The organism is Agromyces sp. NPDC052230 (assembly GCF_040679595.1).
In the GTDB taxonomy this organism is placed as follows: domain Bacteria; phylum Actinomycetota; class Actinomycetes; order Actinomycetales; family Microbacteriaceae; genus Agromyces.
The window spans coordinates 1-26,187 of the sequence record NZ_JBFAVC010000012.1 but is presented as its reverse complement, the minus strand read 5'-3'; the positions used below and the strand labels follow the sequence as shown (position 1 = coordinate 26,187).

General features: G+C 67.4%; 23 protein-coding genes. 17 read left to right on the top strand and 6 right to left on the bottom strand.

All coding sequences use genetic code 11. From position 1 onward, the window contains the following. The first annotated feature begins 306 nt into the window (after positions 1 to 306). The 6 genes from araB (at position 307) to mmsB (ending at position 8,612) form a co-directional block, all read left to right on the top strand. Complete coding sequence (gene araB, locus AB0K73_RS20150) at positions 307 to 2,019, top strand: ribulokinase (RefSeq protein ID WP_360519265.1); 1,713 nt, start codon at positions 307 to 309, stop codon at positions 2,017 to 2,019. After that, a complete protein-coding gene (locus tag AB0K73_RS20145; protein WP_360519205.1) occupies positions 2,016 to 2,840 on the top strand; it encodes an L-ribulose-5-phosphate 4-epimerase in 825 nt (274 codons plus the stop codon). The genes araB and AB0K73_RS20145 overlap by 4 nt, the downstream gene beginning before the upstream one ends. Beyond that, on the top strand, positions 2,837 to 4,360 hold the full coding sequence (gene araA / locus AB0K73_RS20140) for an L-arabinose isomerase (RefSeq protein ID WP_360519208.1): 1,524 nt from the start codon (positions 2,837 to 2,839) through the stop codon (positions 4,358 to 4,360). The genes AB0K73_RS20145 and araA overlap by 4 nt, the downstream gene beginning before the upstream one ends. A 252-nt stretch (positions 4,361 to 4,612) precedes the next feature. Continuing rightward, positions 4,613 to 5,686, top strand: a complete 1,074-nt coding sequence (gene chvE, locus AB0K73_RS20135; RefSeq protein ID WP_360519268.1) for a multiple monosaccharide ABC transporter substrate-binding protein — start codon at positions 4,613 to 4,615, stop codon at positions 5,684 to 5,686. Positions 5,687 to 5,790: 104 nt separating this feature from the next. After that, positions 5,791 to 7,320: a multiple monosaccharide ABC transporter ATP-binding protein gene (gene mmsA / locus AB0K73_RS20130; RefSeq protein WP_360519211.1), complete on the top strand. Its 1,530-nt coding sequence runs from the start codon at positions 5,791 to 5,793 to the stop codon at positions 7,318 to 7,320. A 47-nt stretch (positions 7,321 to 7,367) separates the two neighbouring features. Continuing rightward, positions 7,368 to 8,612: a multiple monosaccharide ABC transporter permease gene (mmsB, locus tag AB0K73_RS20125; protein ID WP_360519214.1), complete on the top strand. Its 1,245-nt coding sequence runs from the start codon at positions 7,368 to 7,370 to the stop codon at positions 8,610 to 8,612. 230 nt (positions 8,613 to 8,842) lie between these two features. Here mmsB and AB0K73_RS20120 read toward each other — a convergent pair whose 3' ends face one another. Continuing rightward, positions 8,843 to 9,244 (bottom strand): VOC family protein, encoded by a 402-nt coding sequence (locus AB0K73_RS20120; protein ID WP_360519217.1) that lies wholly within the window; start codon positions 9,242 to 9,244, stop codon positions 8,843 to 8,845. Between the two features lie 90 nt (positions 9,245 to 9,334). Between AB0K73_RS20120 and AB0K73_RS20115 the strand changes: the two genes are divergently transcribed. From AB0K73_RS20115 to AB0K73_RS20085, 7 genes are all read left to right on the top strand, one after another. Next, a complete protein-coding gene (locus AB0K73_RS20115) occupies positions 9,335 to 10,264 on the top strand; it encodes an LLM class F420-dependent oxidoreductase (protein ID WP_360519220.1) in 930 nt (309 codons plus the stop codon). A gap of 23 nt (positions 10,265 to 10,287) precedes the next feature. Beyond that, positions 10,288 to 10,869 (top strand): HhH-GPD-type base excision DNA repair protein, encoded by a 582-nt coding sequence (locus AB0K73_RS20110; RefSeq protein WP_360519223.1) that lies wholly within the window; start codon positions 10,288 to 10,290, stop codon positions 10,867 to 10,869. A 301-nt stretch (positions 10,870 to 11,170) separates the two neighbouring features. After that, positions 11,171 to 12,151: an ABC transporter substrate-binding protein gene (locus AB0K73_RS20105; protein ID WP_360519226.1), complete on the top strand. Its 981-nt coding sequence runs from the start codon at positions 11,171 to 11,173 to the stop codon at positions 12,149 to 12,151. A 181-nt stretch (positions 12,152 to 12,332) separates the two neighbouring features. Beyond that, entirely contained in the window at positions 12,333 to 13,961 is a 1,629-nt protein-coding gene (locus AB0K73_RS20100) for a sugar ABC transporter ATP-binding protein (protein WP_360519271.1), read from the top strand. After that, entirely contained in the window at positions 13,958 to 15,004 is a 1,047-nt protein-coding gene (locus AB0K73_RS20095) for an ABC transporter permease (protein ID WP_360519229.1), read from the top strand. The genes AB0K73_RS20100 and AB0K73_RS20095 overlap by 4 nt, the downstream gene beginning before the upstream one ends. 122 nt (positions 15,005 to 15,126) lie before the next feature. Continuing rightward, positions 15,127 to 16,077 (top strand): galactofuranose ABC transporter, permease protein YjfF, encoded by a 951-nt coding sequence (gene yjfF / locus AB0K73_RS20090; RefSeq protein WP_360519274.1) that lies wholly within the window; start codon positions 15,127 to 15,129, stop codon positions 16,075 to 16,077. A gap of 97 nt (positions 16,078 to 16,174) precedes the next feature. Continuing rightward, positions 16,175 to 17,215, top strand: a complete 1,041-nt coding sequence (locus AB0K73_RS20085) for a LacI family DNA-binding transcriptional regulator (RefSeq protein WP_360519232.1) — start codon at positions 16,175 to 16,177, stop codon at positions 17,213 to 17,215. A gap of 20 nt (positions 17,216 to 17,235) precedes the next feature. On the opposite strand, the gene AB0K73_RS20080 is transcribed toward AB0K73_RS20085, so the two are convergent. From AB0K73_RS20080 to AB0K73_RS20065, 4 genes are all read right to left on the bottom strand, one after another. Next, the gene (locus AB0K73_RS20080) at positions 17,236 to 17,856 is read right to left on the bottom strand and encodes a dihydrofolate reductase family protein (protein WP_360519235.1); all 621 of its coding nucleotides are present in this window, start codon (positions 17,854 to 17,856) and stop codon (positions 17,236 to 17,238) included. Further along, positions 17,856 to 18,362, bottom strand: coding sequence for an SRPBCC family protein (locus AB0K73_RS20075; RefSeq protein WP_360519238.1), 507 nt, complete (start codon positions 18,360 to 18,362; stop codon positions 17,856 to 17,858). The genes AB0K73_RS20080 and AB0K73_RS20075 overlap by 1 nt, the downstream gene beginning before the upstream one ends. Then, complete coding sequence (locus AB0K73_RS20070; protein ID WP_360519241.1) at positions 18,362 to 18,706, bottom strand: metalloregulator ArsR/SmtB family transcription factor; 345 nt, start codon at positions 18,704 to 18,706, stop codon at positions 18,362 to 18,364. Before AB0K73_RS20070 ends, AB0K73_RS20075 begins: the two co-directional genes overlap by 1 nt. Before the next feature lie 85 nt (positions 18,707 to 18,791). Then, positions 18,792 to 19,589, bottom strand: a complete 798-nt coding sequence (locus AB0K73_RS20065; protein ID WP_360519244.1) for an alpha/beta hydrolase — start codon at positions 19,587 to 19,589, stop codon at positions 18,792 to 18,794. 504 nt (positions 19,590 to 20,093) lie between these two features. Here AB0K73_RS20065 and nrdH point away from each other — a divergent pair. From nrdH to nrdF, 4 genes are all read left to right on the top strand, one after another. Next, a complete protein-coding gene (gene nrdH / locus AB0K73_RS20060; protein ID WP_360519247.1) occupies positions 20,094 to 20,327 on the top strand; it encodes a glutaredoxin-like protein NrdH in 234 nt (77 codons plus the stop codon). 141 nt (positions 20,328 to 20,468) lie between these two features. Continuing rightward, positions 20,469 to 20,900 carry a class Ib ribonucleoside-diphosphate reductase assembly flavoprotein NrdI gene (gene nrdI, locus AB0K73_RS20055; RefSeq protein WP_360519250.1) on the top strand — a complete coding sequence of 144 codons (432 nt, stop codon included), beginning with the start codon at positions 20,469 to 20,471 and terminating at the stop codon, positions 20,898 to 20,900. A 5-nt stretch (positions 20,901 to 20,905) separates the two neighbouring features. After that, positions 20,906 to 23,038: a class 1b ribonucleoside-diphosphate reductase subunit alpha gene (gene nrdE, locus AB0K73_RS20050; RefSeq protein ID WP_360519253.1), complete on the top strand. Its 2,133-nt coding sequence runs from the start codon at positions 20,906 to 20,908 to the stop codon at positions 23,036 to 23,038. A gap of 45 nt (positions 23,039 to 23,083) precedes the next feature. Then, complete coding sequence (nrdF, locus tag AB0K73_RS20045; RefSeq protein ID WP_360519256.1) at positions 23,084 to 24,106, top strand: class 1b ribonucleoside-diphosphate reductase subunit beta; 1,023 nt, start codon at positions 23,084 to 23,086, stop codon at positions 24,104 to 24,106. 108 nt (positions 24,107 to 24,214) lie between these two features. Here nrdF and AB0K73_RS20040 read toward each other — a convergent pair whose 3' ends face one another. Beyond that, complete coding sequence (locus tag AB0K73_RS20040; RefSeq protein WP_360519259.1) at positions 24,215 to 25,261, bottom strand: ImmA/IrrE family metallo-endopeptidase; 1,047 nt, start codon at positions 25,259 to 25,261, stop codon at positions 24,215 to 24,217. Positions 25,262 to 26,187 lie beyond the last annotated feature (926 nt).

The following is a 26,187-nucleotide window of genomic DNA, read 5'->3' as shown; positions in this document are numbered from 1 at the left end:
GCTCTGCGGGCGGAGAGCTCGCGGCAAGGGAGCGGATGCCCCGACCCCGACGCCGTGGCACCCGGTGCCGTTATCGTTCCGTGACCTCGGCGAGTTGACAGCCGCCGGAAACGTGTGGCTAACATGAGGACTCGTGTGAACGGTCACATTGGGAGCGTCACATGATCGACAGCCCGCCAGCAGCACGCACGCCCTGACGAAGGAGTCCACGCCGTGAGCGTCCCGCCCGCCGAACAGAGCCAGCGCACCGAGCACGCGTCAGGCGACGCGCCCGGTGCCACGCCCGGCGACGGCGAGCGCTACGTCATCGGCGTCGACTACGGCACGCTCTCGGGTCGCGCCCTCGTGGTGCGCGTGAGCGACGGCGCCGAGCTCGGCAACGCGGTGCACGAGTACGAGCACGCCGTCATGGACACGACCCTCGCCTCGGGGCCGGCCGCGGCATCCGGAACCCCCGTCAGGCTGGCACCCGACTGGGCGCTGCAGGACCCGGCCGACTACGTCAGCGTGCTCAAGCACGCGGTTCCCGCCGCCGTCGCGGCCGCCGGCATCGACCCGGCGCAGGTGATCGGCATCGGCACCGACTTCACCGCCTGCACGATGGTGCCGGCGCTCGCCGACGGCACGCCGCTCAGCGCCCTCGACGAGTTCGCCGACACCCCGCACGCCTACGTGAAGCTCTGGAAGCACCACGCCGCCCAGCCGCACGCCGACCGCATCAACGAGCTCGCGCACGAGCGTCAGGAGCCGTGGATCAACCGCTACGGCGGCCTGATCTCGAGCGAGTGGGAGTTCGCGAAGGGCCTGCAGCTCTTCGAAGAGGCGCCCGACGTCTACGCCCGGATGCACCGTTGGGTCGAGGCCGCCGACTGGATCGTCTGGCAGCTCACCGGCGAGTACGTGCGCAACGCCTGCACCGCGGGCTACAAGGGCATCCGCCAGGACGGCGTCTACCCGAGCCGCGAGTTCCTCGAGGCCCTGAACCCCGCGTTCGGCGGCTTCGTCGACGAGAAGCTCGACCAGCCCATCGGCGAGCTCGGCGACACGGCCGGTCGCCTCACCGCCGAGGCCGCCGCCTGGACCGGCCTTCCCGAGGGCATCGCGGTCGCAGTCGGCAACGTCGACGCCCACGTCACCGCTCCGGCCGCCCAGGCGACGCAGCCCGGCCAGATGGTCGCGATCATGGGCACGTCGACCTGTCACGTCATGAACGACGACCGCCTCGTCGAGGTTCCCGGCATGTGCGGCGTCGTCGACGGCGGCATCGTCTCTGGGCTCTACGGCTACGAGGCCGGCCAGTCGGGCGTCGGCGACATCTTCGCCTGGTACGTCGACAATCAGGTGCCCGCCCGGTGCTTCGAGGCAGCGGATGCCGCGGGCCTGTCGATCCACCAGCACCTCACGAACCTCGCCTACGCCGAGCCTGTCGGCGCGCACGGCCTCATCGCCCTCGACTGGCAGTCGGGCAACCGCTCGGTGCTCGTCGACCACGAGCTCTCGGGCCTCGTGCTCGGCACGACGCTCACCACCCGCCCCGAGGAGGTCTACCGGGCTCTCCTCGAGGCCACGGCCTTCGGCACGCGCGTGATCGTCGAGACGTTCGCCGAGGCGGGCGTCCCCGTGACCGAGTTCATCGTCGCCGGCGGGCTGCTGAAGAACCCGCAGCTCATGCAGACGTACGCCGACGTGCTGCGCCTGCCGATCTCCACGATCGTGAGCGACCAGGGTCCGGCGCTCGGGTCGGCGATCCACGCGGCGGTCGCCGCAGGCGCGTACCCCGACGTGCGTGCCGCGGGTGCGGCCATGGGCGGCGTGAACCGCAACCGGTACATGCCCGACGAGGCATCCGCTCGCGCCTACGACCGGCTGTTCGCCGAGTACCAGCTTCTGCACGACCAGTTCGGCCGTGGCGGCAACGACGTCATGCGGCGCCTGCGCGCCCTGAAGCGCGAAGCGCACGGCACTCGCGAGCCCGCGCCGACGGAGCCCGAGCAGCTCGCCGCGGAGGTCTCGGCGTGAGCAGCTACGGACCCCAGATCGAAGTCGCCATCGCCCGCGTGCGTGCCGACGTCGCGAAGCTGCACGCCGAGCTCACCCGCTACGGGCTCGTCGTGTGGACGGGCGGAAACGTGTCGGGCCGCGTGCCCGGCGCCGACCTGTTCGTGATCAAGCCGTCGGGCGTGAGCTATGACGAGCTGGCGCCCGAGAACATGATCCTCTGCGACCTCGATGGCAACGTGATCCCGGGCACGCCGGGCAGCGAACGCGCCCCCTCGAGCGACACCGCGGCGCACGCGTACGTGTACCGGAATATGCCCGAGGTCGGGGGGGTGGTGCACACGCATTCGACGTACGCGACGGCGTGGGCCGCGCGCGGCGAGGAGATTCCCTGCGTGATCACCGCGATGGCCGACGAGTTCGGCGGACCGATCCCCATCGGACCGTTCGCGATCATCGGCGACGACTCGATCGGACGTGGCATCGTCGAGACCCTCACCGGCCACCGCTCACGCGCCGTGCTCATGCAGAACCACGGGCCGTTCACGATCGGCGCCAGCGCACGTGACGCCGTGAAGGCCGCGGTCATGGTCGAGGATGTCGCGCGCACCGTGCATCTCGCTCGCGAGGCCGGGCCACTCGTGGAGATGCCGCAGGACGCGATCGATCGCCTCTACGACCGGTACCAGAACGTGTACGGGCAGGCCTCTGACACCCGCCGAAGCACCCCTGCACCCGCCACCCCTGCACCCGCCGCCTCCACACCCGCCGCCTCCGCACCCGCCGCTCCCGCCACAGCCCCGACCCCCGCCCCCGCCACCGAGGAGACGACCGCACGATGAGCCGCACCCCGCTGCAGACGAGCCTCGACACGGCCGAGGTCTGGTTCCTCACGGGCAGCCAGAACCTCTACGGCGACGAGACCCTGCGACAGGTCGCCGAGCAGTCGCAGGCGATCGCGCAGCAGCTCGACGCGGCATCCGACGTGCCCGTGAAGGTCGTCTGGAAGCCGGTGCTCAAGGACTCGGACTCGATCCGCCGCAGCATGCTCGAGGCCAACGCGGCCGATGGGGTCATCGGCGTCGTCGCGTGGATGCACACGTTCAGCCCCGCGAAGATGTGGATCGCCGGACTCGACGCGTTGCGCAAGCCGCTCGCGCACCTGCACACCCAGGCGAACGTCGAGCTGCCGTGGGGCGAGATCGACTTCGACTTCATGAACCTCAACCAGGCCGCGCACGGCGACCGCGAGTTCGGGTACATCCAGACCCGCCTCGGCGTGCCGCGCAAGACGATCGTCGGCCACGCGTCCGACCCGCGCGTGCAGCGCGAGCTCGGCACGTGGCAGCGCGCCGCGGCCGGCCTCGCGGCATCCCGCACCCTGAAGCTCGCGCGCTTCGGCGACAACATGCGCTACGTCGCGGTCACCGAGGGCGACAAGACCGAGGCCGAGCTGCGGTTCGGTGTGCAGGTGAACACGTGGGGCGTGAACCAGCTCGCCGACGCTGTGCACGCGACATCCGACGCCGACATCGACGCGCTAGTTGCCGAGTACGCAGACCTCTACGACGTCGTGCCCGAACTGCGGAAGGGCGGCGACCGGCACGAGAGCCTCCGCTACGGCGCCGCGATCGAGCTCGGCCTGCGATCGTTCCTCGAGGAGGGCGGCTTCGGCGCGTTCACCACGAGCTTCGAAGACCTCGGGGCGCTGCGGCAGCTGCCCGGCCTCGCGGTGCAGCGGCTCATGGCCGACGGCTACGGCTTCGGCGCCGAGGGCGACTGGAAGACCGCCGTGCTCGTGCGCATCGCCAACGTCATGGGCGCCGGCCTCCCCGGCGGCGCGAGCCTCATGGAGGACTACACCTACGACCTCACGCCCGGCGACGAGCTCATCCTCGGTGCGCACATGCTCGAGGTGTCGCCGTCGCTGACCACCGCCAAGCCGAGCCTCGAGATCCATCCGCTCGGCATCGGCGGCAAGGAGGACCCCGTGCGGCTCGTCTTCACGGCCGACCCGGGTCCGGCCGTCGTGGTCGCGATGAGCGACCTGCGCGACCGGTTCCGCCTCACCGCGAACGTCGTCGAGAACGTCGCGCCGCGGCATCCGCTGCCGAACCTCCCCGTCGGCCGCGCGGTCTGGAAACCCGCCCCCGACTTCCAGACCAGTGCCGCGGCGTGGCTCACGGCCGGCGCCGCCCACCACACCGTCATGTCGACCGCGGTCGGCGTCGACGTGTTCCGCGACTTCGCCGAGATGGCGAAGGTGGAGCTCCTCGTCATCGACGAGTCGACCACCCTCCCCGACTTCCAGCGCGAGGTGCGCTGGAACCAGGCCTACCACCGCCTCGCGCAGGGCCTGTAGCCCGGCCGGCCGAGAGGCCCGCCACCCCGGCCGGCCGAATGGCCGACCACACCACAACTCAACAGCTTGCGGCATCCGTACCCCCTCGGATGCCGCGGGGGATCGGCGTTCATGGACGACGCCCATCCGACGGTCACCAAGACAACGACGTCCAGACGGACACAGTCCTGACGGACACAGATGGACACAGTGAAAGGACACACCGTGAAGAACACGAAGAAGGTGCTGCTCGCCACGCTCGCGGCCGGCTCCATGCTCGCGCTCAGCGCGTGCGCCGGTACGACCGGCGGCGGCGGCGACGGCGGCGGCGACGGCGGCCTCATCGGCGTCGCGATGCCCACCAAGAGCTCGGAGCGCTGGATCCAGGACGGCAACGCCGTCAAGGAGCAGCTCGAGGAGCAGGGCTTCACCGTCGACCTGCAGTACGCCGAGGACGACATCCCCACCCAGGTCTCGCAGATCGAGAACATGATCACCAAGGGTGCCGAGGCGCTCATCATCGCCTCGATCGACGGCACCACGCTCTCGCAGGTGCTGCAGGACGCGGCCGACGCCGAGATCCCCGTCATCGCGTACGACCGGCTCATCCGCGAGTCGGAGAACGTCGACTACTACGCGTCGTTCGACAACTACAAGGTGGGCGTGCAGCAGGCCACCTCGCTCCTCAACGGGCTCGGGCTCACCGACCTCGAGGGTGAGAAGGCGGCGGATGCCCCGGCCGGGCCGTTCAACATCGAGCTGTTCGCCGGTTCGCCCGACGACAACAACGCCACCTTCTTCTGGAACGGCGCGATCGACACCCTGCAGCCGTACATCGACGAGGGCACCCTCGTCGTGAAGTCGGGCCAGACCGACTTCGAGCAGGCCGCAACCCTCCGCTGGGACGGCCAGGTCGCGCAGAGCCGCATGGAGAACCTCCTCACCTCGTCGTACTCCGACGGGTCGACGGTCAACGCGGTGCTCTCGCCGTACGACGGCCTGTCGCGCGGCATCATCTCGGCGCTCACCGACGCGGGCTACTCGGTCGGCGAGGGCTGGCCGATCATCTCCGGCCAGGACGCCGAGCTCGACTCGGTCAAGGCGATCAACTCGGGTGAGCAGTTCGCCACCATCTTCAAGGACACGCGCAACCTCGCCGAGGTCGCCGTCGACATGGCCACGGCGATCCTGAACGATGAGGAGCCCGAGGTCAACAACACCGAGGACTACGACAACGGCGTGAAGGTCGTTCCCTCGTACCTCCTCGAGTCGCAGATCGTCGTCAAGGACAACGTCACCCAGGTCCTCGTCGACAGCGGCTACTGGACCGAAGAGGAGATCGGCTAGCCAGTCGATCGTCGCGACCGGCCGGTGGGGGGACTACGATTCCCCCACCGGCGGGTCCCGTCACCGGCTGGTCCGGCCGGTCCGGCAACGAAGCAGGAGCAAGGATGACCACCAACATTCTCGAGATGCGCGGCATCACGAAGACGTTCCCGGGTGTCAAGGCGCTCGCGAACGTCACCCTGTCGGTCGAGCGCGGTGAGGTGCACGCGATCTGCGGTGAGAACGGCGCCGGCAAGTCGACCCTCATGAAGGTGCTCTCGGGCGTCTACCCGCACGGCACCTACAACGGCGACATCGTCTTCGAGAACGAGACGGTGGAGTTCAAGGACCTCACCGACAGCGAGGCCAAGGGCATCGTCATCATCCACCAGGAGCTGGCGCTCAGCCCGTACCTGTCGATCGCCGAGAACATCTTCCTCAACAACGAGCAGCGGGGCCGCGGCGGCCTGATCGATTGGAACAAGACCAACTTCGAGGCCGCGAAGCTCCTCGCCCGCGTCGGCCTGCGCGAGAACCCCACGACGAAGATCATGGAGATCGGCGTGGGCAAGCAGCAGCTGGTCGAGATCGCGAAGGCGCTCTCGAAGGAGGTGAAGCTCCTCATCCTCGACGAGCCCACCGCCGCCCTCAACGACGAGGACTCCGACCACTTGCTCGACCTCATCCTGCACCTCAAGGGGCAGGGCATCACGTCGATCATCATCAGCCACAAGCTGAATGAGATCAAGAAGGTCGCCGACTCCGTGACCGTGCTCCGCGACGGCAAGACGATCGAGACGATCGCGAAGCAGGATGTCACGGAGGACCGCATCATCAAGGACATGGTGGGTCGCGACCTCGAGCACCGCTACCCCGACCACACGCCGAACATCGGCGAGGAGCTGCTCCGCGTCGAGGACTGGACCGCGCACCATCCGCAGGACACGACGCGGGTCATGGTCGACCGCGTGAACCTCAACGTGCGGGCCGGTGAGATCGTCGGCATCGCCGGGCTCATGGGGGCCGGGCGCACCGAGTTCGCGATGAGCCTGTTCGGTCAGTCCTACGGCTCCCGAATCTCGGGCCGCGTGTTCCTCCGGGGCAAGGAGATCAGGACCCGCACGGTCGCCGAGGCCATCGAGCACGGCATCGCCTACGCCACCGAGGATCGCAAGACGTACGGCCTCAACCTCATCGAGGACATCAAGCGCAACATCTCGATGGCATCGCTGAAGAAGCTCGAGAAGTACGGCCTCGTGCACGACAACGAGGAGTACGCGGTCGCCAACGAGTACCGCAAGTCGATGAACATCAAGGCGCCGAGCGTCATGGTGAAGACGGGCAAGCTCTCGGGCGGCAACCAGCAGAAGGTCGTGCTGTCGAAGTGGATCTACTCCGACCCCGACGTGCTCATCCTGGATGAGCCCACCCGCGGCATCGACGTGGGTGCGAAGTACGAGATCTACTCGATCATCAACCGGCTCGCCGCGCAGGGGAAGGGCATCATCGTCATCTCCTCCGAGCTGCCCGAGCTCCTCGGCATCTGCGACCGCGTCTACGCCCTCTCCGAGGGGCGCATCACGGGTGAGCTCCCCGTCGAGGAAGCCACGCCCGAGGCGATGCTCAAGCTCATGACCATGGAAAAGCCCCGCTAGCCCGCGCACGCGGACCCACGCGGATACCCACATTCCCAGGAGACATCATGTCGAATCCCAACACGACCCAGACACCGGAGTCGCAGGCCGTCGGGGCGAACATCAACCCCGTCGAGAACCGGTTCACCGATCGCCTGAGCCACATGCTCGCCGACCTCGGCAAGAACGGCATCTTCATCGCCCTCATCGCGGTGGTGGTGCTGTTCTCGTTCCTCACCAACGGCATCCTGCTGCGCCCGCAGAACATCTCGAACCTCGTCGTGCAGAACGGCTACATCCTCGTGCTCGCGATCGGCATGGTGATGGTCATCATCGCCGGCCACATCGACCTCTCGGTCGGGTCGGTCGCCGCATTCGTCGGAGCCGTGTCGGGCGTGTTCGCGGTGCAATGGGGGCTGCCGTGGTGGCTCGCCGTCATCCTCTCACTCGGGGTCGGTGCGCTCGTCGGGGTGTGGCAGGGCTTCTGGATCGCCTTCGTCGGCATACCCGCGTTCATCGTGACGCTGGCCGGCATGCTCATCTTCCGGGGCCTCGCCCTCGTCGTGCTCGGCAACGCGAACATCGGCTCGTTCCCCGCCGAGTACCGCGCACTCGGCAACGGCTTCCTCTCCGATGTGTTCGGCGATCTCGATATCGACCCGCTCACGCTCGGCGTCGGCGCACTGGCGATCATCGCGCTCGCCGTGCAGCAGGTCCGCACCCGCCGGGGTCGCCAGAAGTACGGCCAGGACGTCGAGCCCATCGTGTGGTTCGTCACGAAGCTCGTGCTCGTGTCGGCCGCGATCGCCTTCTTCGCCTACTCGCTCGCGTCGTACAAGGGCATCCCGGTGACGCTCATCATCCTCGCCGTGCTCGTGCTCGTGTACGGCATCGTGATGAACCGCACGGTGTTCGGCCGCCACATCTACGCGATCGGCGGCAACCGCCACGCGGCCGAGCTGTCGGGCATCAAGACACGTCGTGTCGACTTCTGGCTGTTCGTCAACATGGGCGTGCTCGCCGCGCTCGCCGGCCTCATCTTCACCGCGCGCCTGAACCTCGCCGGGCCGAAGGCCGGTGACGGCTTCGAGCTCGAGGCGATCTCGGCGGCGTTCATCGGCGGCGCGGCCGTGCAGGGCGGCGTCGGCACCATCGGCGGCGCGATCATCGGTGGCCTCATCATCGGCGTGCTGAACAACGGCATGTCGATCCTCGGCATCGGCATCGAGTGGCAACAGGCCGTGAAGGGTCTCGTGCTGCTCCTCGCGGTGGCGTTCGACGTGTACAACAAGCGGCGGTCGGGCGGGCAGTAGGGCCCGCCCGCGGGGCCGCGGTATCCGCTCGCGGTGCGTCCGTTACCGCGGATATACGATCCGGCGCGCCGCGCGCGGCGTGAATACGCCGGGGTGTCGGATCGTATATCCGCAGGATTCGACGGATGCCGCGGCGGCTCGGTTACCGAACCGGCGCGAGTCGCCGCAGGATTCGACGGATGCCGCGGCGGCTCGGTTACCGAACCGGCGCGAGTCGCCGCGGCATCAACTCAGCCGGCCGAACTCGCCTGCGCGCCCGCGGCCCACGCAGGCAACTGCTGCAGGGTCCAGCGGTTGCCGTCGGGGTCCTTCAGCGTGACGAACCGGCCCCATTCCTGCTCGTCGACGCCCTCGGCTTCCACGCCCTTGGCGCGAAGTTCTGCCAGCGCGGCGTCGGCGTCGGGGATCACGACCTGGATCACGTCGAGCGTCCCGGGCTCGACCATGCTGCCGAGTCCCACGCCGATGGCGATCGAGCACGCCGACCCGGGCGGCGTGAGCTGCACGAAGCGCAGGCCCTCGTGCACCGTGGTGTCGTGGTCGGCGTTGAAGCCGAGCTTCTCGACGTAGAACTCCTTCGCGCGGTCGACGTCGGTGACGGGCACGAAGATGAGCTCGATCTTCCAGTCCATAGTTGCTCCTCGATACAGTGTGCGGGGCGATCCGTTCGGCTGGATCGCATACCGACAGCATCTCGCAGCATCCGGTCAGTTCATGTCCGGATGCCACGCGCATCGACCTACCCGACGCACACGGAGGCGCCAATGGACCTCGGCATCCACTACTGGAACTTCACCCACCCCGATGGCGACACCGCCATCGCTCCGCACCTCGCGGCGACGGCCAAGGCGGCGGATGACGCGGGCCTCGCGCTGTTCTCGGTCATGGACCACTTCTTCCAGATCGACCAGATGCTCGAAGCGGAGGACCCGATGCTCGACGCGTACACCGCGCTCGGGTTCGTCGCCGGGCACACGATGCACATCCCGCTCGCGACGGTCGTCACCGGGGTCACGTACCGGCATCCGGCGCTGCTCGCGAAGGCAGTCACCACGCTCGATGTGCTGTCGGGCGGGCGGGCCTGGCTCGGCATCGGTGCGGCCTGGTACGAGCGCGAGCACCTCGGCCTCGGCGTGCCGTTCCCGTCGCTGGCAGAGCGGTTCGAACGCCTCGAGGAGACGCTGCGCATCTGCCTGCAGATGTGGAGCGACGACGACGGCGTGTTCGAAGGCACCCACTACCGGCTCGCCGAGACCCTCAATCGCCCCCGTGCCCTCGGCCGGCCGCATCCGCCCGTCCTCATCGGCGGGACCGGGGAACGGAAGACGCTCCGCCTCGTCGCGAAGTACGCGGACGTGTGGAACGTCAACGTGACCGAGCCCGACGAGATCCGGCACAAGATCGACGTGCTGCGCGCGCACTGCGAGCGCGAGGGGCGTGACATCCGGGACATCCGCATCACCGCCCAGGGCGGGCCGCTCGACCCGGCGGCGGATCCCGACGGATTCCTGCGCCACGCCGAAATCCTCGCCGAGTTGGGCATCCAGCACATCCAGGTCCGGGTACAGCAGCCCGATCCCGTCGGCTTCGTCGGTCGCATTGCCGACGACGTGCTGCCTCGGCTGCGGGAGATCCGGCCCGTCGCCCTGTAGCAGGGGCGTCCCCGGGTGCGAGGATGGGACGCATGGCACTGCACATCACCGGGGACCCCGCAGCCGATCAGCTCCTGAGCGACGACGCGTTCGCGCTGCTCGTCGGCATGCTGCTCGACCAGCAGGTCGCGATGGAGACCGCATTCGCGGGTCCCGAGAAGATCCGCGAGCGCACGGGATCGATCGAGCCCGCGGCGATCGCGGCGCACGACCCTGACGCGTTCGTCGAGGTGTTCAAGCAGACGCCGGCGGTGCATCGATACCCCGGCTCGATGGCCGGTCGCGTGCAGGCGCTCGCCGCGGCCGTGCGCGACGAGTGGGGTGGCGAGGCATCCGCCATCTGGACGCAGGGCGACCCCGACGGCGCCGAGGTGCTCAAGCGACTCAAGGCGCTGCCGGGCTTCGGCGAGCAGAAGGCGAAGATCTTCCTGGCGCTGCTCGGCAAGCAGTGCGGACTCGAGGCGCCCGGATGGCGCGAGGCCGCCGGGCATTACGGCGAAGAGGGGTTCCGCTCGGTCGCCGACATCGTCGACCCCGAATCGCTCGCCAAGGTGCGGGCCACGAAGCAGGCGGCGAAGGCCGCCGCGAAGGCCGCCAAGGGCTGAGCTCGCGCCGCAGCCGCCGAGTCGGGGGCGGCGCCGTATGCGGACGCCGGTGCAGTCGACCCCCTCGGCTGCGCGCCGCGAGCGCGCCCGCTGCGCCACTTCGACTGGCGCGGAGGGCGCCGATGTGGCGCAGCGAAGCGTCGGCAGAATCGGGACGACTGGCTCGGAATTCACACTTGTGAGCGCTCACAAGTGAGCGCTAACATCCGAGTGCAGCCACGACGAACTGACTGCCCGGCGCACCAGGAATCCCAGCAAGCAGCACTCCGCCGGCCCCACTGAACAAGGAGGTTCACCCCTGATGAAGAAGCTCATCGGACTCGCCGCGGCCGGCGCGATGCTCGTCGCCCTGGCCGGTTGCGCAAGCGAGGGCGGCGGTGCCGCCGAGGGCCCCAAGCCCCTCGACGAACTCGTCGTCGGATTCGCGCAGGTCGGCGCGGAGAGCGGCTGGCGCACCGCCAACACGAAGGACATCCAGGCCGCGTTCAAGGACGCCGGCATCGAGCTGAAGTTCTCCGACGCCCAGCAGAAGCAGGAGAACCAGATCAAGGCGATCCGCTCGTACATCCAGCAGCAGGTCGATGTGATCGCCTTCTCGCCGGTCGTCGAGACCGGGTGGGACGCCGTGCTCAACGAGGCGAAGGCCGCGGGCATCCCCGTGGTGCTCACCGACCGCGCGGTCGACTCGAAGGACGAATCGCTCTACGTGTCGTTCCTCGGCTCCGACTTCGTGGAGGAGGGCAAGAAGGCCGGTCAGTGGGTGCTCGACGAGTACGCCGACACCACCGAGCCGGTCGAGATCATCCAGCTCGAGGGCACCACGGGTGCGGCTCCCGCGATCGACCGTGCCGAGGGCTTCGCCGAGGTCATCGCCGACAACCCGAACCTCGAGGTGGTCGCCAGCCAGACCGGCGACTTCACTCGCGCCGGCGGCAAGCAGGTCACCGAGGCGCTCCTGAAGTCGAACCCGGGCGTCGACCTGATCTACGCCCACAACGACGACATGGGCCTCGGCGCGATCGAGGCGATCGAGGCGGCGGGCCTGAAGCCCGGCGTCGACATCAAGATCGTCACGGTCGACGCGGTGAAGGACGGCATGCAGGCCCTCGCCGATGGCAAGATCAACTTCATCGTCGAGTGCTCGCCCTTGCTCGGCAAGCAGCTGATCGAGATCATCAAGCAGGTCAACGACGGTGAGACTCCCCAGAAGCGCATCATCACCGAGGAGACCACCTTCACGCAGGAGCAGGCGATCGAGGCGCTTCCCGACCGCCAGTACTGAGTTCCGGTGAGCGGATGTCGCGGCTGCGGCATCCGCTTACCGAACGCCTCGGCGGGTGCGCGGTCGTCCATGCCGCGCACCCGCCTCCGAGGTCCGAACCCGGGCTCCACCCGCGATACGCAGCACCACCAGCTCGATGGAGAGACACGTGAACCAGGCACCCCCAACCCCGGTCGTCGAGATGCGAGACATCTCGATCAGCTTCCCGGGCGTGAAGGCGCTCGACGGCGTCGACTTCCGGATGTTCCCCGGCGAGGTGCACTCGCTCATGGGCGAGAACGGCGCCGGCAAGTCCACGCTCATCAAGGCGCTCACGGGCGTCTACGGCATCGACGCCGGCACGATCACGCTCGCGGGCGACCGGGTGTCGTTCTCGGGGCCGGCGCAGGCGCAGGCCGCCGGGATCTCGACGGTGTACCAGGAGGTGAACCTCCTGCCGAACCTGTCGGTCGCCGAGAACATCATGCTCGGCCGTGAGCCGCGCCGGTTCGGCTCGATCGACTGGCGCGCGATGCGCCGACGCGCGACCGAGCTGCTCGCGGGCCTCAACCTCGACATCGATCCGGGCTCGCTCCTCGGCGACCATTCGCTCGCCGTGCAGCAGCTGGTCGCCATCGCGCGTGCGATCGACGTGCAGGCGAAGGTGCTCATCCTCGACGAACCCACCTCGAGCCTCGACGCCGACGAGGTCGCCGAACTCTTCCGCGTCATCCGCTCGCTCAAGGAGCAGGGCGTCGCGATCCTCTTCGTCTCGCACTTCCTCGACCAGGTCTACGAGATCTGCGACCGCCTCACGGTGCTGCGCAACGGCAAGCTCGTGGGGGAGTACCTCGTCGACGAGCTGCTGCGCATCGACCTCGTGCAGAAGATGATCGGCAAGGAGCTCACCACACTCGACGACCTCGAGCAGCGCGCCCGCTCGGTCGTCGTCGACGACTCGGATGCCGCGGTGTTCGTGAATGCGGCAGGGCTCGGGCGTCGCGGTGCCATCAATCCGGCCGACCTGCCGATCGCGGCGGGCGAGGTCGTGGGCCTCGCGGGCCTGCTCGGATCGGGCCGCACCGAGTTCGCCCGGCTCCTCGGCGGCATCGACCGGGCCGACACGGGCGAGCTCACCATCGGCGGCACGCCGACGAAGCTCCGCACCCCGCGCCAGGCCATCTCGCATCGCATCGCATTCTCGTCGGAGAACCGCCGCGACGAGGGCGTCGTCGGCGACCTCACGGTGCGCGACAACATCGTGCTCGCCCTGCAGGCCGACCGCGGCTGGTTCCGGCCGATCCCGAAGAAGCGGCAGGACGAGCTCGCGCAGAGCTACATCCAGGCCCTCAACATCCGCCCGGGCAATCCCGACGCGCTCGTGCGCAACCTGTCGGGCGGCAACCAGCAGAAGGTGCTGCTCGCCCGGTGGCTGGCCATCGCACCCCGGCTCCTCATCCTCGACGAGCCGACGCGCGGCATCGACATCGGCGCGAAGGCCGAGATCCAGAAGCTCGTCTTCAACCTCGCCGAGAACGGCATGAGCGTGCTGTTCATCTCGGCCGAGCTCGAGGAGGTGCTGCGCCTCAGCCATCGCATCGTGGTGCTCCGCGATCGGCACGTGGTCGCCGACCTCGAGAACGACGGGCTCACCGTCGACTCGCTCCTCGCGCTCATCGCCGACGGCTCGGTCGAGAGCGACGAGCCGGTTCCGGATGTCGCAGCCGGGGCATCCGTCGCGGCAGCCGGCCCTTCGACGGGCTCAGGGCACGATCGCTCGCAACCACCCACCGACCCCACCAACCCCACCATCGAAGGAGGCGCCCGATGAGCGCCCTGCTCGCCCGCATCGTCGCGCACCGGCTGTTCTGGCCGGTCGTGATGCTCGTGGTGCTGCTCGTGATCAACCTGGTCGCGTTCCCCGGATTCTTCACGGTCAGCGTGCGCGACGGGCATCTGTTCGGCAGCCTCATCGACATCCTGCGCAACGGCGCGCCGACGCTCATCATCGCGGTGGGCATGACGCTCGTGATCGCCACGCGCGGCATCGACCTCTCGGTCGGCGCGGTCGCGGCGATCTCGGGGGCGGTGGCGTGCTCGATCATCCTCGGATCGCCCGAGCCCGGCAGCCTCGCCACGGTCGCCACGGCGGTGACGGTCGCGCTCCTCATCTCGCTCGTGCTCGGCGTGTGGAACGGATTCCTCGTGGCGGTCATCGGCATCCAGCCGATCATCGCGACCCTCATCCTGATGACGGCGGGCCGGGGCGTGGCGATGCTCATCACCGAGGGGCAGATCCTCACCGTGAACAGTCCGCCGTTCAAGTTCCTCGGCTCGGGCTTCTGGCTCGGCGTGCCGATCGCGGTGATCATCGCCGCGGTGGTCTTCGGCGTGGCCGCGCTCATCACCCGGCGCACGGCACTCGGCATGTTCATCGAGTCGGTCGGCATCAACCCCGAGGCGAGCCGCCAGTCGGGCGTGCGGGCGCGAGGGTTGCTCTTCGTCGTGTACACGTTCTGCGCGTTCTGCGCGGCGATCGCCGGGCTCATCCTCACCGCCAATACGGCCGCTGCGGATGCGAACAACACGGGCCTGTTCATCGAGCTCGACGCGATCCTCGCGGTCGTGATCGGTGGCACCTCGCTCGCCGGCGGCCGGTACTCGCTGCTCGGCACGCTCGTCGGAGCGCTCGTGATCCAGACGCTCGTGACCACGGTGTACACGGTCGGCATCCCGCCGATCGCGACGATGGTGTTCAAGGCCGCGGTCGTGACCGTCGTGTGCCTGCTGCAGTCGCCGACCACGGCCGACGCGTTCAGCGGGTTCCGACGAAGGCTCGCCGTGCGCGCCGGCAAGGGGGTGGCGGCGTCATGACGAAGCTCATCGAGGCTCCGGCCAGGCCGGAGCAGCCCGCGGGCCCGGGCAGGGGTCGGCGCGGCAGCGGCACCGGCCCCGGGGCATCCGGCCGCAACCTCGGCAGCGGCATCCGGAACCTGATGACCAGCCCGAAGTACGGCCCGGTCATGGTGACCGCGGTGCTCTTCGTCGCCGTGTTCGTCATCGGCGGCGTGCGCTACCGCGGGTTCTTCTCGGGGCAGGTGTTCCTCAACCTGCTCGTCGACAACTCGTACCTCATCGTGCTCGCGGTGGGCATGACGTTCGTGATCCTCACGGGCGGCATCGACCTCTCGGTGGGTGCGGTCGTGGCGCTGAGCGGCATGATCGCGGCGAGCCTGCTGCAGTCGGGCTGGTCGCCGGCGACGGTCATCCCGCTCATCCTGGTGCTCACGAGCGTGCTCGGCCTGCTCGTGGGCCTCATGATCCACGTGTTCAAGGTGCAGCCGTTCATCGCGACGCTCGCGGCGATGTTCCTCGCGCGCGGCCTCTGCTACGTGATCAGCCAGAGCTCGATCTCGATCACCGATCCGACGTTCGTGCAGCTCGCCGTCGCGCGCATCCCGCTCGGCGGCGGCCTGTCGATCACGCCGAGCGTCATCATCGCGCTCGTCGTCGTCGCGCTCGCCGTGTGGGTGCTGCACGCGACGCGCTTCGGGCGCACCGTGTACGCGATCGGCGGCGGCGAGACATCCGGTCTGCTGATGGGCCTGCCGGTGGCACGCACGAAGGTGCTCGTCTACGTGATCTCGGGCTTCTGCTCGGGCCTCGCGGGCGTGCTGTTCACCTTCTACACGCTCTCGGGCTACCCGCTCACGGCGATCGGCACCGAGCTCGACGCGATCGCCGCGGTCGTCATCGGCGGCACGCTGCTCACCGGCGGCTACGGGTTCGTGCTCGGGTCGGTGCTCGGCGTGCTGGTGCTCGGCGTGATCCAGACGATCATCACGTTCGAGGGCACGCTGTCGTCGTGGTGGACGAGGATCTTCATCGGCGTGCTGCTGCTCGTCTTCATCATCCTGCAGAAGGTGCTCACGGCCAGGCGGCGCTGAGGCTTCGGAGCTGAGCCTGCCGGGCCGGAGCATCGCCGGGCGGGATAATCGACGGGGAACGATCGCGCCGGCGGCGCGAGACAGGAGCGCGGCGCGAGTGGGCGACCGAGACGACAAGGCGCGGGTCGCGACGATCTTCGACGTCGCAAGGTTGGCCGGCGTGTCGCACCAGACCGTCTCGCGCGTGCTCAACGACCTGCCGAACGTGCGGCCCGCGACGCGTGCGCGCGTCGAGCAGGCGATCAAGCAGCTGCGGTACGTGCCGTCGCCCGCGGCCCGGGCCCTCGTCACCCGCCGCACCCGCACGCTCGGCCTCATCGTCACCGGCGCCCCCGACTACGGCCCGTCGTCGACGGCCCTGCACTTCAACGAGGCCGCGCGTGACGCTCGCTATGCGGTCATCACGGCGAGCATGCTCGAGACGGATGCCCCGAGCCTGCGTTCGGCGGCCGAGCTCCTCGTGCGCCAGAACGTCGAGGCCATCGTGCTCATCGCCGCGCAACGGGAGGCGCTCGACGCGCTCGACGGGATCGAGCTCGGCGTGCCGATCGTGGCCGTCGCGTCCGAGGATCGCGGCGAGATGCACCGCGTCTGGCTCGACCAGTACGCGGGGGCCCGACTCGCCGTCGAGCACCTCATCGGGCTCGGGCATCGCGAGATCCGCCATGTCAGCGGCCCCGCCAACTCGATGGACGGTGCGGAACGCGTGCGAGGTTGGACGGCCGCGCTCGCCGAGCTCGACCTGCCCGCCGGCCAACCACTCGTGGGGGACTGGTCGCCCGGGAGCGGCTACGTGCACGGCCGCGCCCTGGCTCGCGACGCCGAGATGACCGCCGTGTTCGTGTCGAACGACCAGATGGCGCTGGGCGTCATGCATGCGCTCACCGAGGCGGGGCTCTCGGTGCCCGGCGACGTGAGCGTGGTCGGCTTCGACGACATCCCCGAGGCGGAGTACTTCGCCCCGCCGCTCACGACCGTGCGCCAGGACTTCGACGCGCTCGGCCGTGACGCGATGGCCGGCGTGCTCGCCGTGCTCGGCGACGACGAGCGGCTGATGCCGCCGCCGCGGGTGCCCGACCTCGTGGTGCGCACGAGCACGGCGGCGCCGAGCCGCGACCGGGTGGCGCTCGGGCGCTGAGGCGTGCGCCGCCTCCGCGGCTACCGCTGCCGCACGGCGTACGTGACGTGCGTCACCATCGGCGAAGGTTCCGCGCGGACCTGCTCCAGTGCCACGCGGCCCGCGTCCACGCCCTCGAACAGGCGGATTCCGGCGCCGAACAGCACGGGTGAGAGCGCGATCGAGAACTCGTCGACCAGGCCGGCGTTCACGTACTCCAGGATCGTCGCCCCGCCGCCCGCGATGCGGACGTCGCGGTCGCCGGCGGCCTCGCGGGCCTGGTCGAGCGCCGACTCGATGCCATCGTTGACGAAGTGGAAGGTGGTCCCGCCCGGCCGCTCCCAGGGGTCACGCTGTTCGTGCGTGACGACGAAGACCGGCGTGTGGAACGGCGCCTCCTCGGGCCACATCTGCTCTCCGGCGTCGAACATGCGCTTGCCCATGACGCTCGCGCCGGTGCGCTCGAACGTCTCTCTCGCGATGTCGTTGTCGCGCCCGTCCTCGCCGCCCGTGCCGAGCTTCAGGTTCTCGCGGAAGAAGCGCTGCCGGAATGCCCACCGCTGCAGTTCCATCCACTGCTGCCCCATCAGTTCCCCGGCAGAGCCCGGCGCGATGAACCCGTCGAGCGACATCGTCACGCTGAAGAACACCTTGCCGGCCATCAGTCGTCCGCTCCCGTCCGAGCGAGCTCGGCGACGTACGCAGCCAGGTTGGCCAGGGTCTGCCGGCCGCCCTCGATCGCGTGGTACTTCTCGACCGCCTCGTCGCGCAGTTCCTTCGTGGGGAACAGCGTGCGCATCTCGAGCCGGGTCGTCGCGCCGTCGCGCTCGAACGTCAAGACCGACTCGAAGGCGTCCGGGTCGTCCCGTGACTCACCGTGCAGCATCGCGATCCGCTCGGGTGGGGTGATCTCAGTCCAGGTGATCCACTCCTGGTAGTCCGTCCCGTCGGGTCCGTGCATCACGAAGTCCCAGTCGCCGCCGACGCGGAACTCGAACGACCGCGTGGTCGTGGTGAATCCCTCCGGCCCCCACCACTGCGACAGGTGCCGTACCTCCGTGAACGCCTCGAACACCAGCTCACGTGGGGCGTCGATGACTCGAGAGATGACGATCTCCCGGTCGGCCGTGGCGGGCTGCGCCAGTGCTCCTCGTTCCGTCGTACCCATCAGTTCTCCTCTTGTCGTTCCTGCTTCAGCTCTTGCACATACGCGTCGAGCCGGTCGAAGCTCTCGCTCCAGAACCGCTCGAACCCGCCGGTCCACTCGTGAACCGCTCGCAGCCCGCGGGCGTCGAGGCCGTACAGCCGCTGCTTGCCTGCCTTGCGGTCTCGCACCAGCCCGACCTCCCGAAGCACACGCAGGTGCTTGGACGCCCCCGGCTGGGGTATCCCCAACTCCTGGGCCAACTCGGTCACCGGCCGCTCACCCGCCCGCAGCAGCACCAGGATCTCCCGGCGCCGCGGCTCGGCGATCGCGTTGAAGACGTCCGACGTCGTCGCTGCTCGTGCCATGGTGACGATCATATACCCATATGGGCACGCGTCAAGTAATGGTTGATCGCCGGGTGGCCCGTCTCCGTGGCATCCGCTCAGTTGCTCAGTCGACGAGGAACCCGGCGATCGCGAGCGCCATGGTGCGCGGCTCCCACCGATGCTCGGCGGCCGCGATGGTGCGGGTCTCGGCGTTCGGCATGGTGTCGACGAGGGATGCCGCGGCCGACGTCATGATGGGCAGCGTCTCGTCGCCCACCAGCGCGAGCGTCGGCTGCACGATGCCCGCGAAGAGCTCGGCGCGCGGCGCGGACTGCGTCCAGGCGAGCGATTCGGCGTCGGGCTCGAGGCTCGGTGCGATGTCGAGCATCGTCTGCCAGGCCGGGCTCTGCTTTGCGCCCTCGAGCCACTCGGGCGGCATGTCGGCCATGTAGACCTCGAGCGTGCCCTCACGGTCGCCGGCTGCGATGCGTTCGCGGAGCTCCTCGAGGAACACGCCGCCCTCGTGGCCTTCCTCGGGGTCGAGCGGCACCTCGAAGAACACGAGCTTCGACACCGGCAGTCCCGCCGCCGCGGCCGCGAGCGCGATCGACCCGCCCGAGGAGTTGCCGAACAGCGCGACCGCGTCGTCGGCGCCCTCGGTGAGCTCGTCGGTGAGTGCGCGCAGGTCGTCGATCGTCTGGGCGAGGGTGATCGGGGCATCCGCCGGGCTCTCGCCGCGCCCGCGGCGGTCGTAGTTGACGACGGTGAACCCGTGCTCGGCGAGGTGGTGCGCCATCTCGACCGTCACGGGGTCGAACCCGCGGAACTGCATCGCACCGCCGACGAGGATCACCGGCGGCCCCGCGCCCTCGACGTCGTACGCGATGCGCGTGCCGTCGGCGGATGTCACGAACTCGCTCATGTGGCCCCCTTGCCTCGCCCACAGGCTACGCGCGTCGCCCGACATCCCTCCAGACGTCGAGCCTCGCGAGCGGATGCCGCGGCCCCCGATCTGGGGCATCCACCCGCCGCTCCGACACGCGCTCGGCCGCCCGCCGATGTCAGTGGGTGGTGGCAGGGTTGAGGTCACAACACCATATGTAGGGGTCGGTGGGGCGCTTCGCCCCAAGGGTTCGTGCAGCGGCATCCGTGCGACACGCCGCGACACGCCCGACATCCGTCCACAGGCCAACGAGATCGCGATCTCACAGGCTGTGGATAACACGGGTGTCATTCGCGAGAATCCGCCGATCGCCGCGACATCCGTCATCCACAACCGGTGGAAAGACCGGTGGATAACTACACGGATGTAACTACATCATGTTGTGGCCGTTCAGTTCCGCAGCCACTAGATGTAGTATTGAAGAAGCGAATCAGCAACACCGGGGGCGGGCTCCTCCGAGCTCGAGAACAACGAGGGGAAACCATGACGGTCACGGTCTACACCAAGCCTTCCTGCGTCCAGTGCAACGCCACGTACCGGGCGCTCGACAGCAAGGGCATCGAGTACGAAGTGCTCGACGTCACGTCCGACGAACATGCCCTCGCGCAGGTCAAGGAGCTTGGCTACCTCCAGGCGCCGGTGGTCATCACCGACGAAGACCACTGGTCGGGCTTCCGCCCCGACAAGATCGCCGAGCTCGCCTCGCGTCTCGCCTGAGAACGACGTCGGCCTGACCTCGAGCGGCACCGTCCTCGAGATCAGGCCGGCGGACAACACCAGCGCAGACGATCCCCGCACCACACCCCTCCTCGATCGGCAGCACCCCCACCACTGCGGGATCCCGGCGAAGGATGCATCATGACGAATCTCGTCTACTTCTCGAGCGTCTCGGGCAACACCGAGCGCTTCATCGAGAAGCTCGGCCGCCCCGCGGCACGCATCCCGCTGCACGCGAGTGACGAGCCGCTGCGCGTCGAGGAGCCGTACGTGCTTGTCGTTCCCACCTACGGTGGCGGCGACGGCAAGGGCGCGGTTCCCAAGCAGGTCATCAAGTTCCTGAACGACCCGCACAACCGCTCGCTCATCCGTGGCGTCATCGCCGCGGGCAACACCAACTTCGGTACGGCCTACGGACTCGCCGGCGACATCATCGCCGGGAAGACCGGGGTGCCGCACCTGTACCGCTTCGAAGTATTCGGAACACCCGACGACGTTCGCGCCGTCAACGATGGATTGGACGCATTTTGGTCACGACAAGCACCGCAGCAGACGCAGCAACTGACGGCGTAGCGCTCATGGAGGCACCGCGCACGAGCGTGGCGATGGATTACCACTCGCTCAACGCGATGCTCAACCTCTATGGGCCCAACGGCGAGATCCAGTTCGAGAAAGACAAAGAGGCCGCGCGCGAGTACTTCCTGCAGCACGTCAACCAGAACACCGTCTTCTTCCACTCGCTGCGCGAGCGCCTCGACTACCTCGTCGAGAAGGAGTACTACGAGAAGGAACTCCTCGACCTGTACTCGTTCGAGTTCATCCAGAAGCTCAACGACCTCGCGTACTCGAAGAAGTTCCGCTTCGAGACCTTCCTCGGCGCGTTCAAGTACTACACGAGCTACACGCTGAAGACCTTCGATGGCAAGCGATACCTCGAGCGCTTCGAAGACCGAGTGGTGATGACCGCGCTCGGCCTCGCCCAGGGCGACGAGCAGCTCGCGGTCGACCTGGTGGAAGAGATCATCGGCGGCCGTTTCCAGCCGGCCACGCCCACCTTCCTCAACACGGGCAAGGCGCAGCGCGGCGAGCTCGTCTCATGCTTCCTGCTGCGTATCGAAGACAACATGGAGTCGATCGCCCGCGGCATCAACTCGGCGCTGCAGCTGTCGAAGCGCGGCGGCGGCGTGGCGCTCTCGCTCAGCAACATCCGCGAGTCGGGTGCGCCGATCAAGCAGATCGAGAACCAGTCGTCGGGCATCATCCCCGTGATGAAGCTCCTCGAGGACTCGTTCTCGTACGCCAACCAGCTCGGCGCTCGCCAGGGCGCCGGCGCCGTGTACCTCAGCGCGCACCACCCCGACATCATGCGGTTCCTCGACACCAAGCGCGAGAACGCCGATGAGAAGATCCGCATCAAGACGCTGTCGCTCGGTGTGGTCATCCCCGACATCACGTTCGAGCTCGCGAAGAACAACGAGGACATGTACCTGTTCTCGCCGTATGACGTCGAGCGCGTCTACGGCAAGCCGTTCGGCGACGTGCCGCTCACCGAGAACTACCGCGCCATGGTCGACGACCCGCGCATCAAGAAGACGAAGATCAACGCGCGCCAGTTCTTCCAGACGCTCGCCGAGATCCAGTTCGAGAGCGGATACCCCTACATCGTGTTCGAGGACACGGTGAACAAGGCCAACCCCATCAAGGGCCGCATCAACATGTCGAACCTCTGCAGCGAGATCCTGCAGGTGAACACGCCGACCACGTACAACGAAGACCTGTCGTACAACCAGATCGGCAAGGACATCAGCTGCAACCTCGGTTCGCTGAACATCGCGCTGACGATGGACGGCCCCGACTTCGGCAAGAGCGTCGAGACGGCGATCCGCGGACTCACCGCGGTGTCGAACATGTCGCACATCTCGTCGGTGCGTTCGATCGAAGACGGCAACGACAAGTCGCACGCCATCGGGCTCGGCCAGATGAACCTGCACGGCTACCTCGCCCGCGAGCGCATCTTCTATGGCAGCGAAGAGGGCATCGACTTCACGAACATGTACTTCTACACGGTGCTGTTCCACGCGCTGCGTGCGTCGAACACCATCGCCATCGAGCGCGGTGAGACCTTCGAGGGCTTCGAAGACTCCAAGTATGCGTCGGGTGAGTTCTTCGACAAGTACACGGATGCCCCGTGGGTGCCCGCCACGGCGAAGGTCACCGAGCTCTTCGCCGACGCCGGCGTGCACATCCCCACGCAGCACGACTGGCAGGAGCTCAAGGCCTCCATCCAGGAGCACGGCATCTACAACCAGAACCTGCAGGCGGTGCCGCCCACCGGCTCGATCTCGTACATCAACAACTCGACGGCCTCGATCCACCCGATCGCGTCGAAGATCGAGATCCGCAAGGAAGGCAAGATCGGCCGCGTCTACTACCCGGCGGCGTTCATGACGAACGACAACCTCGAGTACTACCAGGACGCGTACGAGATCGGCTACGAGAAGGTCATCGACACCTACGCCGCGGCGACGCAGCACGTCGACCAGGGCCTCTCGCTCACGCTCTTCTTCAAGGACACGGCGACGACCCGCGACATCAACAAGGCGCAGATCTACGCGTGGAAGAAGGGGATCAAGACGATCTACTACATCCGCCTCCGGCAGATGGCCCTCGAGGGCACGGAGCTCGATATGTGCGTCAGCTGCACGCTCTAGTGAGTATTTCTCACTTTCGGATGTCTCGAACGAAGGATTAGACGGATGACCCTCACTGACCCGGTCAACTCGGCCCAGAACGACCCGGCACACACCGGCGGCAAGCTGAAGCTCGTCGATCACGTCAACGCGATCAACTGGAACCGCATCCAGGACGACAAGGACCTCGAGGTGTGGAACCGCCTCGTGAACAACTTCTGGCTGCCCGAGAAGGTGCCGCTGTCGAACGACGTGCAGTCGTGGGCCACCCTCACGCCTGAGGAGCGGACCCTCACGATGCGGGTGTTCACGGGACTCACGCTGCTCGACACGATCCAGGGCACGGTGGGCGCGGTCTCGCTGATTCCCGACTCGCTGACCCCGCACGAGGAGGCGGTGTACACCAACATCGCGTTCATGGAGTCGGTGCACGCGAAGAGCTACTCGTCGATCTTCTCGACGCTGAGCTCGACGAAGGAGATCGACGACGCCTTCCGCTGGTCGGTCGAGAACGAGAACCTGCAGAAGAAGGCCGCGATCGTCATGGAGTACTACCGTGGCGACGAGCCCCTGAAGCGCAAGGTCGCCTCGACGCTGCTCGAGTCGTTCCTCTTCTACTCTGGCTTCTACCTGCCGATGTACTGGTCGTCGCACGCGAAGCTCACCAACACGGCCGACCTCATCCGCCTCATCATCCGCGACGAGGCCGTGCACGGCTACTACATCGGCTACAAGTTCCAGCGGGGGCTCGAGCTCGTCGACCAGGCCAAGCGCGACGAGATCAAGGACTACACGTTCTCGCTGCTCTACGAGCTCTACGACAACGAGGCGCAGTACACGCAGGACCTCTACGACGGCGTCGGCTTGACCGAAGACGTGAAAAAGTTCCTGCACTACAACGCGAACAAGGCCCTCATGAATTTGGGGTACGAGCCGATGTTCCCGAAGTCGGTCACCGACGTGAACCCGGCGATCCTCTCGGCGCTCTCGCCGAACGCGGACGAGAACCACGACTTCTTCTCGGGGTCGGGGAGCTCGTACGTGATCGGCAAGGCCGTGAACACGGAGGACGAGGACTGGGACTTCTAGGTAGAGAGAATGTAGGGGCGCTCCGGAAAGGCCGCCCTGGTCGCGATCAGGCGTCTCCTGAGGCAACGAACTCGCATCGCACCACACATCGCAACCCCGATGCAGGAATCACACGCAGTCGTGGAGGGAAGGATCGTCCCGTTCCGCCGATGAGAGTTCCATGAAGCACCCATTGCACACAGCAGCTTGTGGAGGCTCACATTGGCACGTTGAACAGTCCGGGCATTTGGGGGCGTCGCATCGGTCACAGTGTTCGATGGTCTCGTCAACTACGAAGACGAGTCCGCAGGCAGTCCGCGCGCATTCCCACTCGACGCGCTCCCAGACGGGCTTTCGTCCGAAACGCTGCACGGGGCGAATTACGCCGAACGCATACGTCCCGGTCTCGTCGAGGGCGACCTCGGCGCGAAGATCCTGTTGCGCCCACCCCGACGCGAACTGCAGCCCGCCCGCCAACCTTCCTGACGCGCGTCCGTCACGCGAAGCCGCTTCGGACACCATTAGCGCAAGGTCATGCTGTACCCGACCGCGCGCAGGTACGAATACGTCGTCCCCACAGGCTCGCGCAAAGGTTACAACGCCACGACGATCGAGGACGACTAGCGTAGCCTGCTCGTCGCTTGCGACGATCTCGGCTGCACGCATTGCGACGGCGGCGCGAGACGCTCGCACTGCGCTGTAGAGTTCCGACAACGCTGCGGCGGTAAGGGAGCCTTCACCAATCGCCGTCGCGGGAATGAGAACTTCGGCTGCGAAGGCGTCGGCCACCCTTTCTTCCACCTTGGTGCCCTCGCGTGTTGTCAGAGAGTGACGAACACTTGCCCATTGCGCATGTTGACGCTGCACATGATGCCCATATTCGTGAACGATGGTGAACGCATCCCGCTCTGCTGTTAGAGCGGGATGGATGAAGATAATCGCCTGACCGCCGAGGCTCGGCCGATAATAACCAAAAACTGAGCATCCAGCCTTCGGCGAAGTGTCATATTCGACCCGAACCTCCGGGTGCTCTTCGAGCGCCCGCTCAGGATCGTTGCCCAGCGCCGGAATTGAGACCAGGCCTCGCTCCGCCTCCCAGCGAACGAGTTCAACTGCGATTGCGCGGTAGTTGCGGGCTACCAGGTGCGATCGAAACCAAGATTCCTCTGCCATCATCGGGCCGCCCGCCCCATTAGCGTTCTATGAATTGCGGCTCCCAGCCGCGCAGGAATCGTGCCATCCGATCTTGCAGCCAGTGCGAACTCTCGCTGCACCAGTGCGCGCGCCTCTGCTTCGGAGACGCCATACATGGACGAGATCGCCACCAAGTCGTCTTTCACGCTTGGTGACAAGAGAGCCGTCGTAGCCTCATCGCCTCCTGCCGAAAGGAGCGTCGAGGGGTCGACATCAGCCCAGTCCGCTATGCAGTTGAGCTGTTGTTCGGTCGGGGCTGCTTCTCCTGAGAAGAGCATTACCGCATCCGGAGTCCCCAAGTTAAGCAAACGAGATATGTCCCCGACCCCTACGCCCACGCTTCGAAGACTCTCAGGATCCAACGGCGAGAAACCGACCTGCGGCGCGGGCCAAACGTTGAGGCAGATTGACTCCCAGCGGTCCACCATCGCGTCGCTGGCGCTCTCGAGATCCGCTTGTTCGATGTTGGAACTCACCCATTGCAGGGGCAATTGGCCGCCAGCTTCAAGGGCATGCTCTGCCGCCCGGACTGCTGCAGGGAGTAGTAAGGCGCCGAAGTTGCGATGAAGTAGGTGCCGACCGACCCCGGTCTCGCGCGTTGGCCAGACTGAAACCTCAATGCCCAACGGCGAGGTTGGCACAGCAAGTGCTGGGGGGAAGCTTGGTTCCGATGGCAGCGTGGCTGGCCAAACGAGTACGAATGTATCTGCCACGCCGGCAATAACGCCGAGAGCGAGAGCTTCGCCGTTCCATGAGAGCAGCCAAAGTTGGCCGACAGACACGTCATCTCCTGCGTGCGAGAGCCATGCCTCAGAGGGTCGGCCCCCGGTCTGGTTGACGCTCGGGGTTTGCAGTGATTAGGCCGCTTCTGCGGTCACGTAGATCATCTCAAACTCGACGGGGGTGAG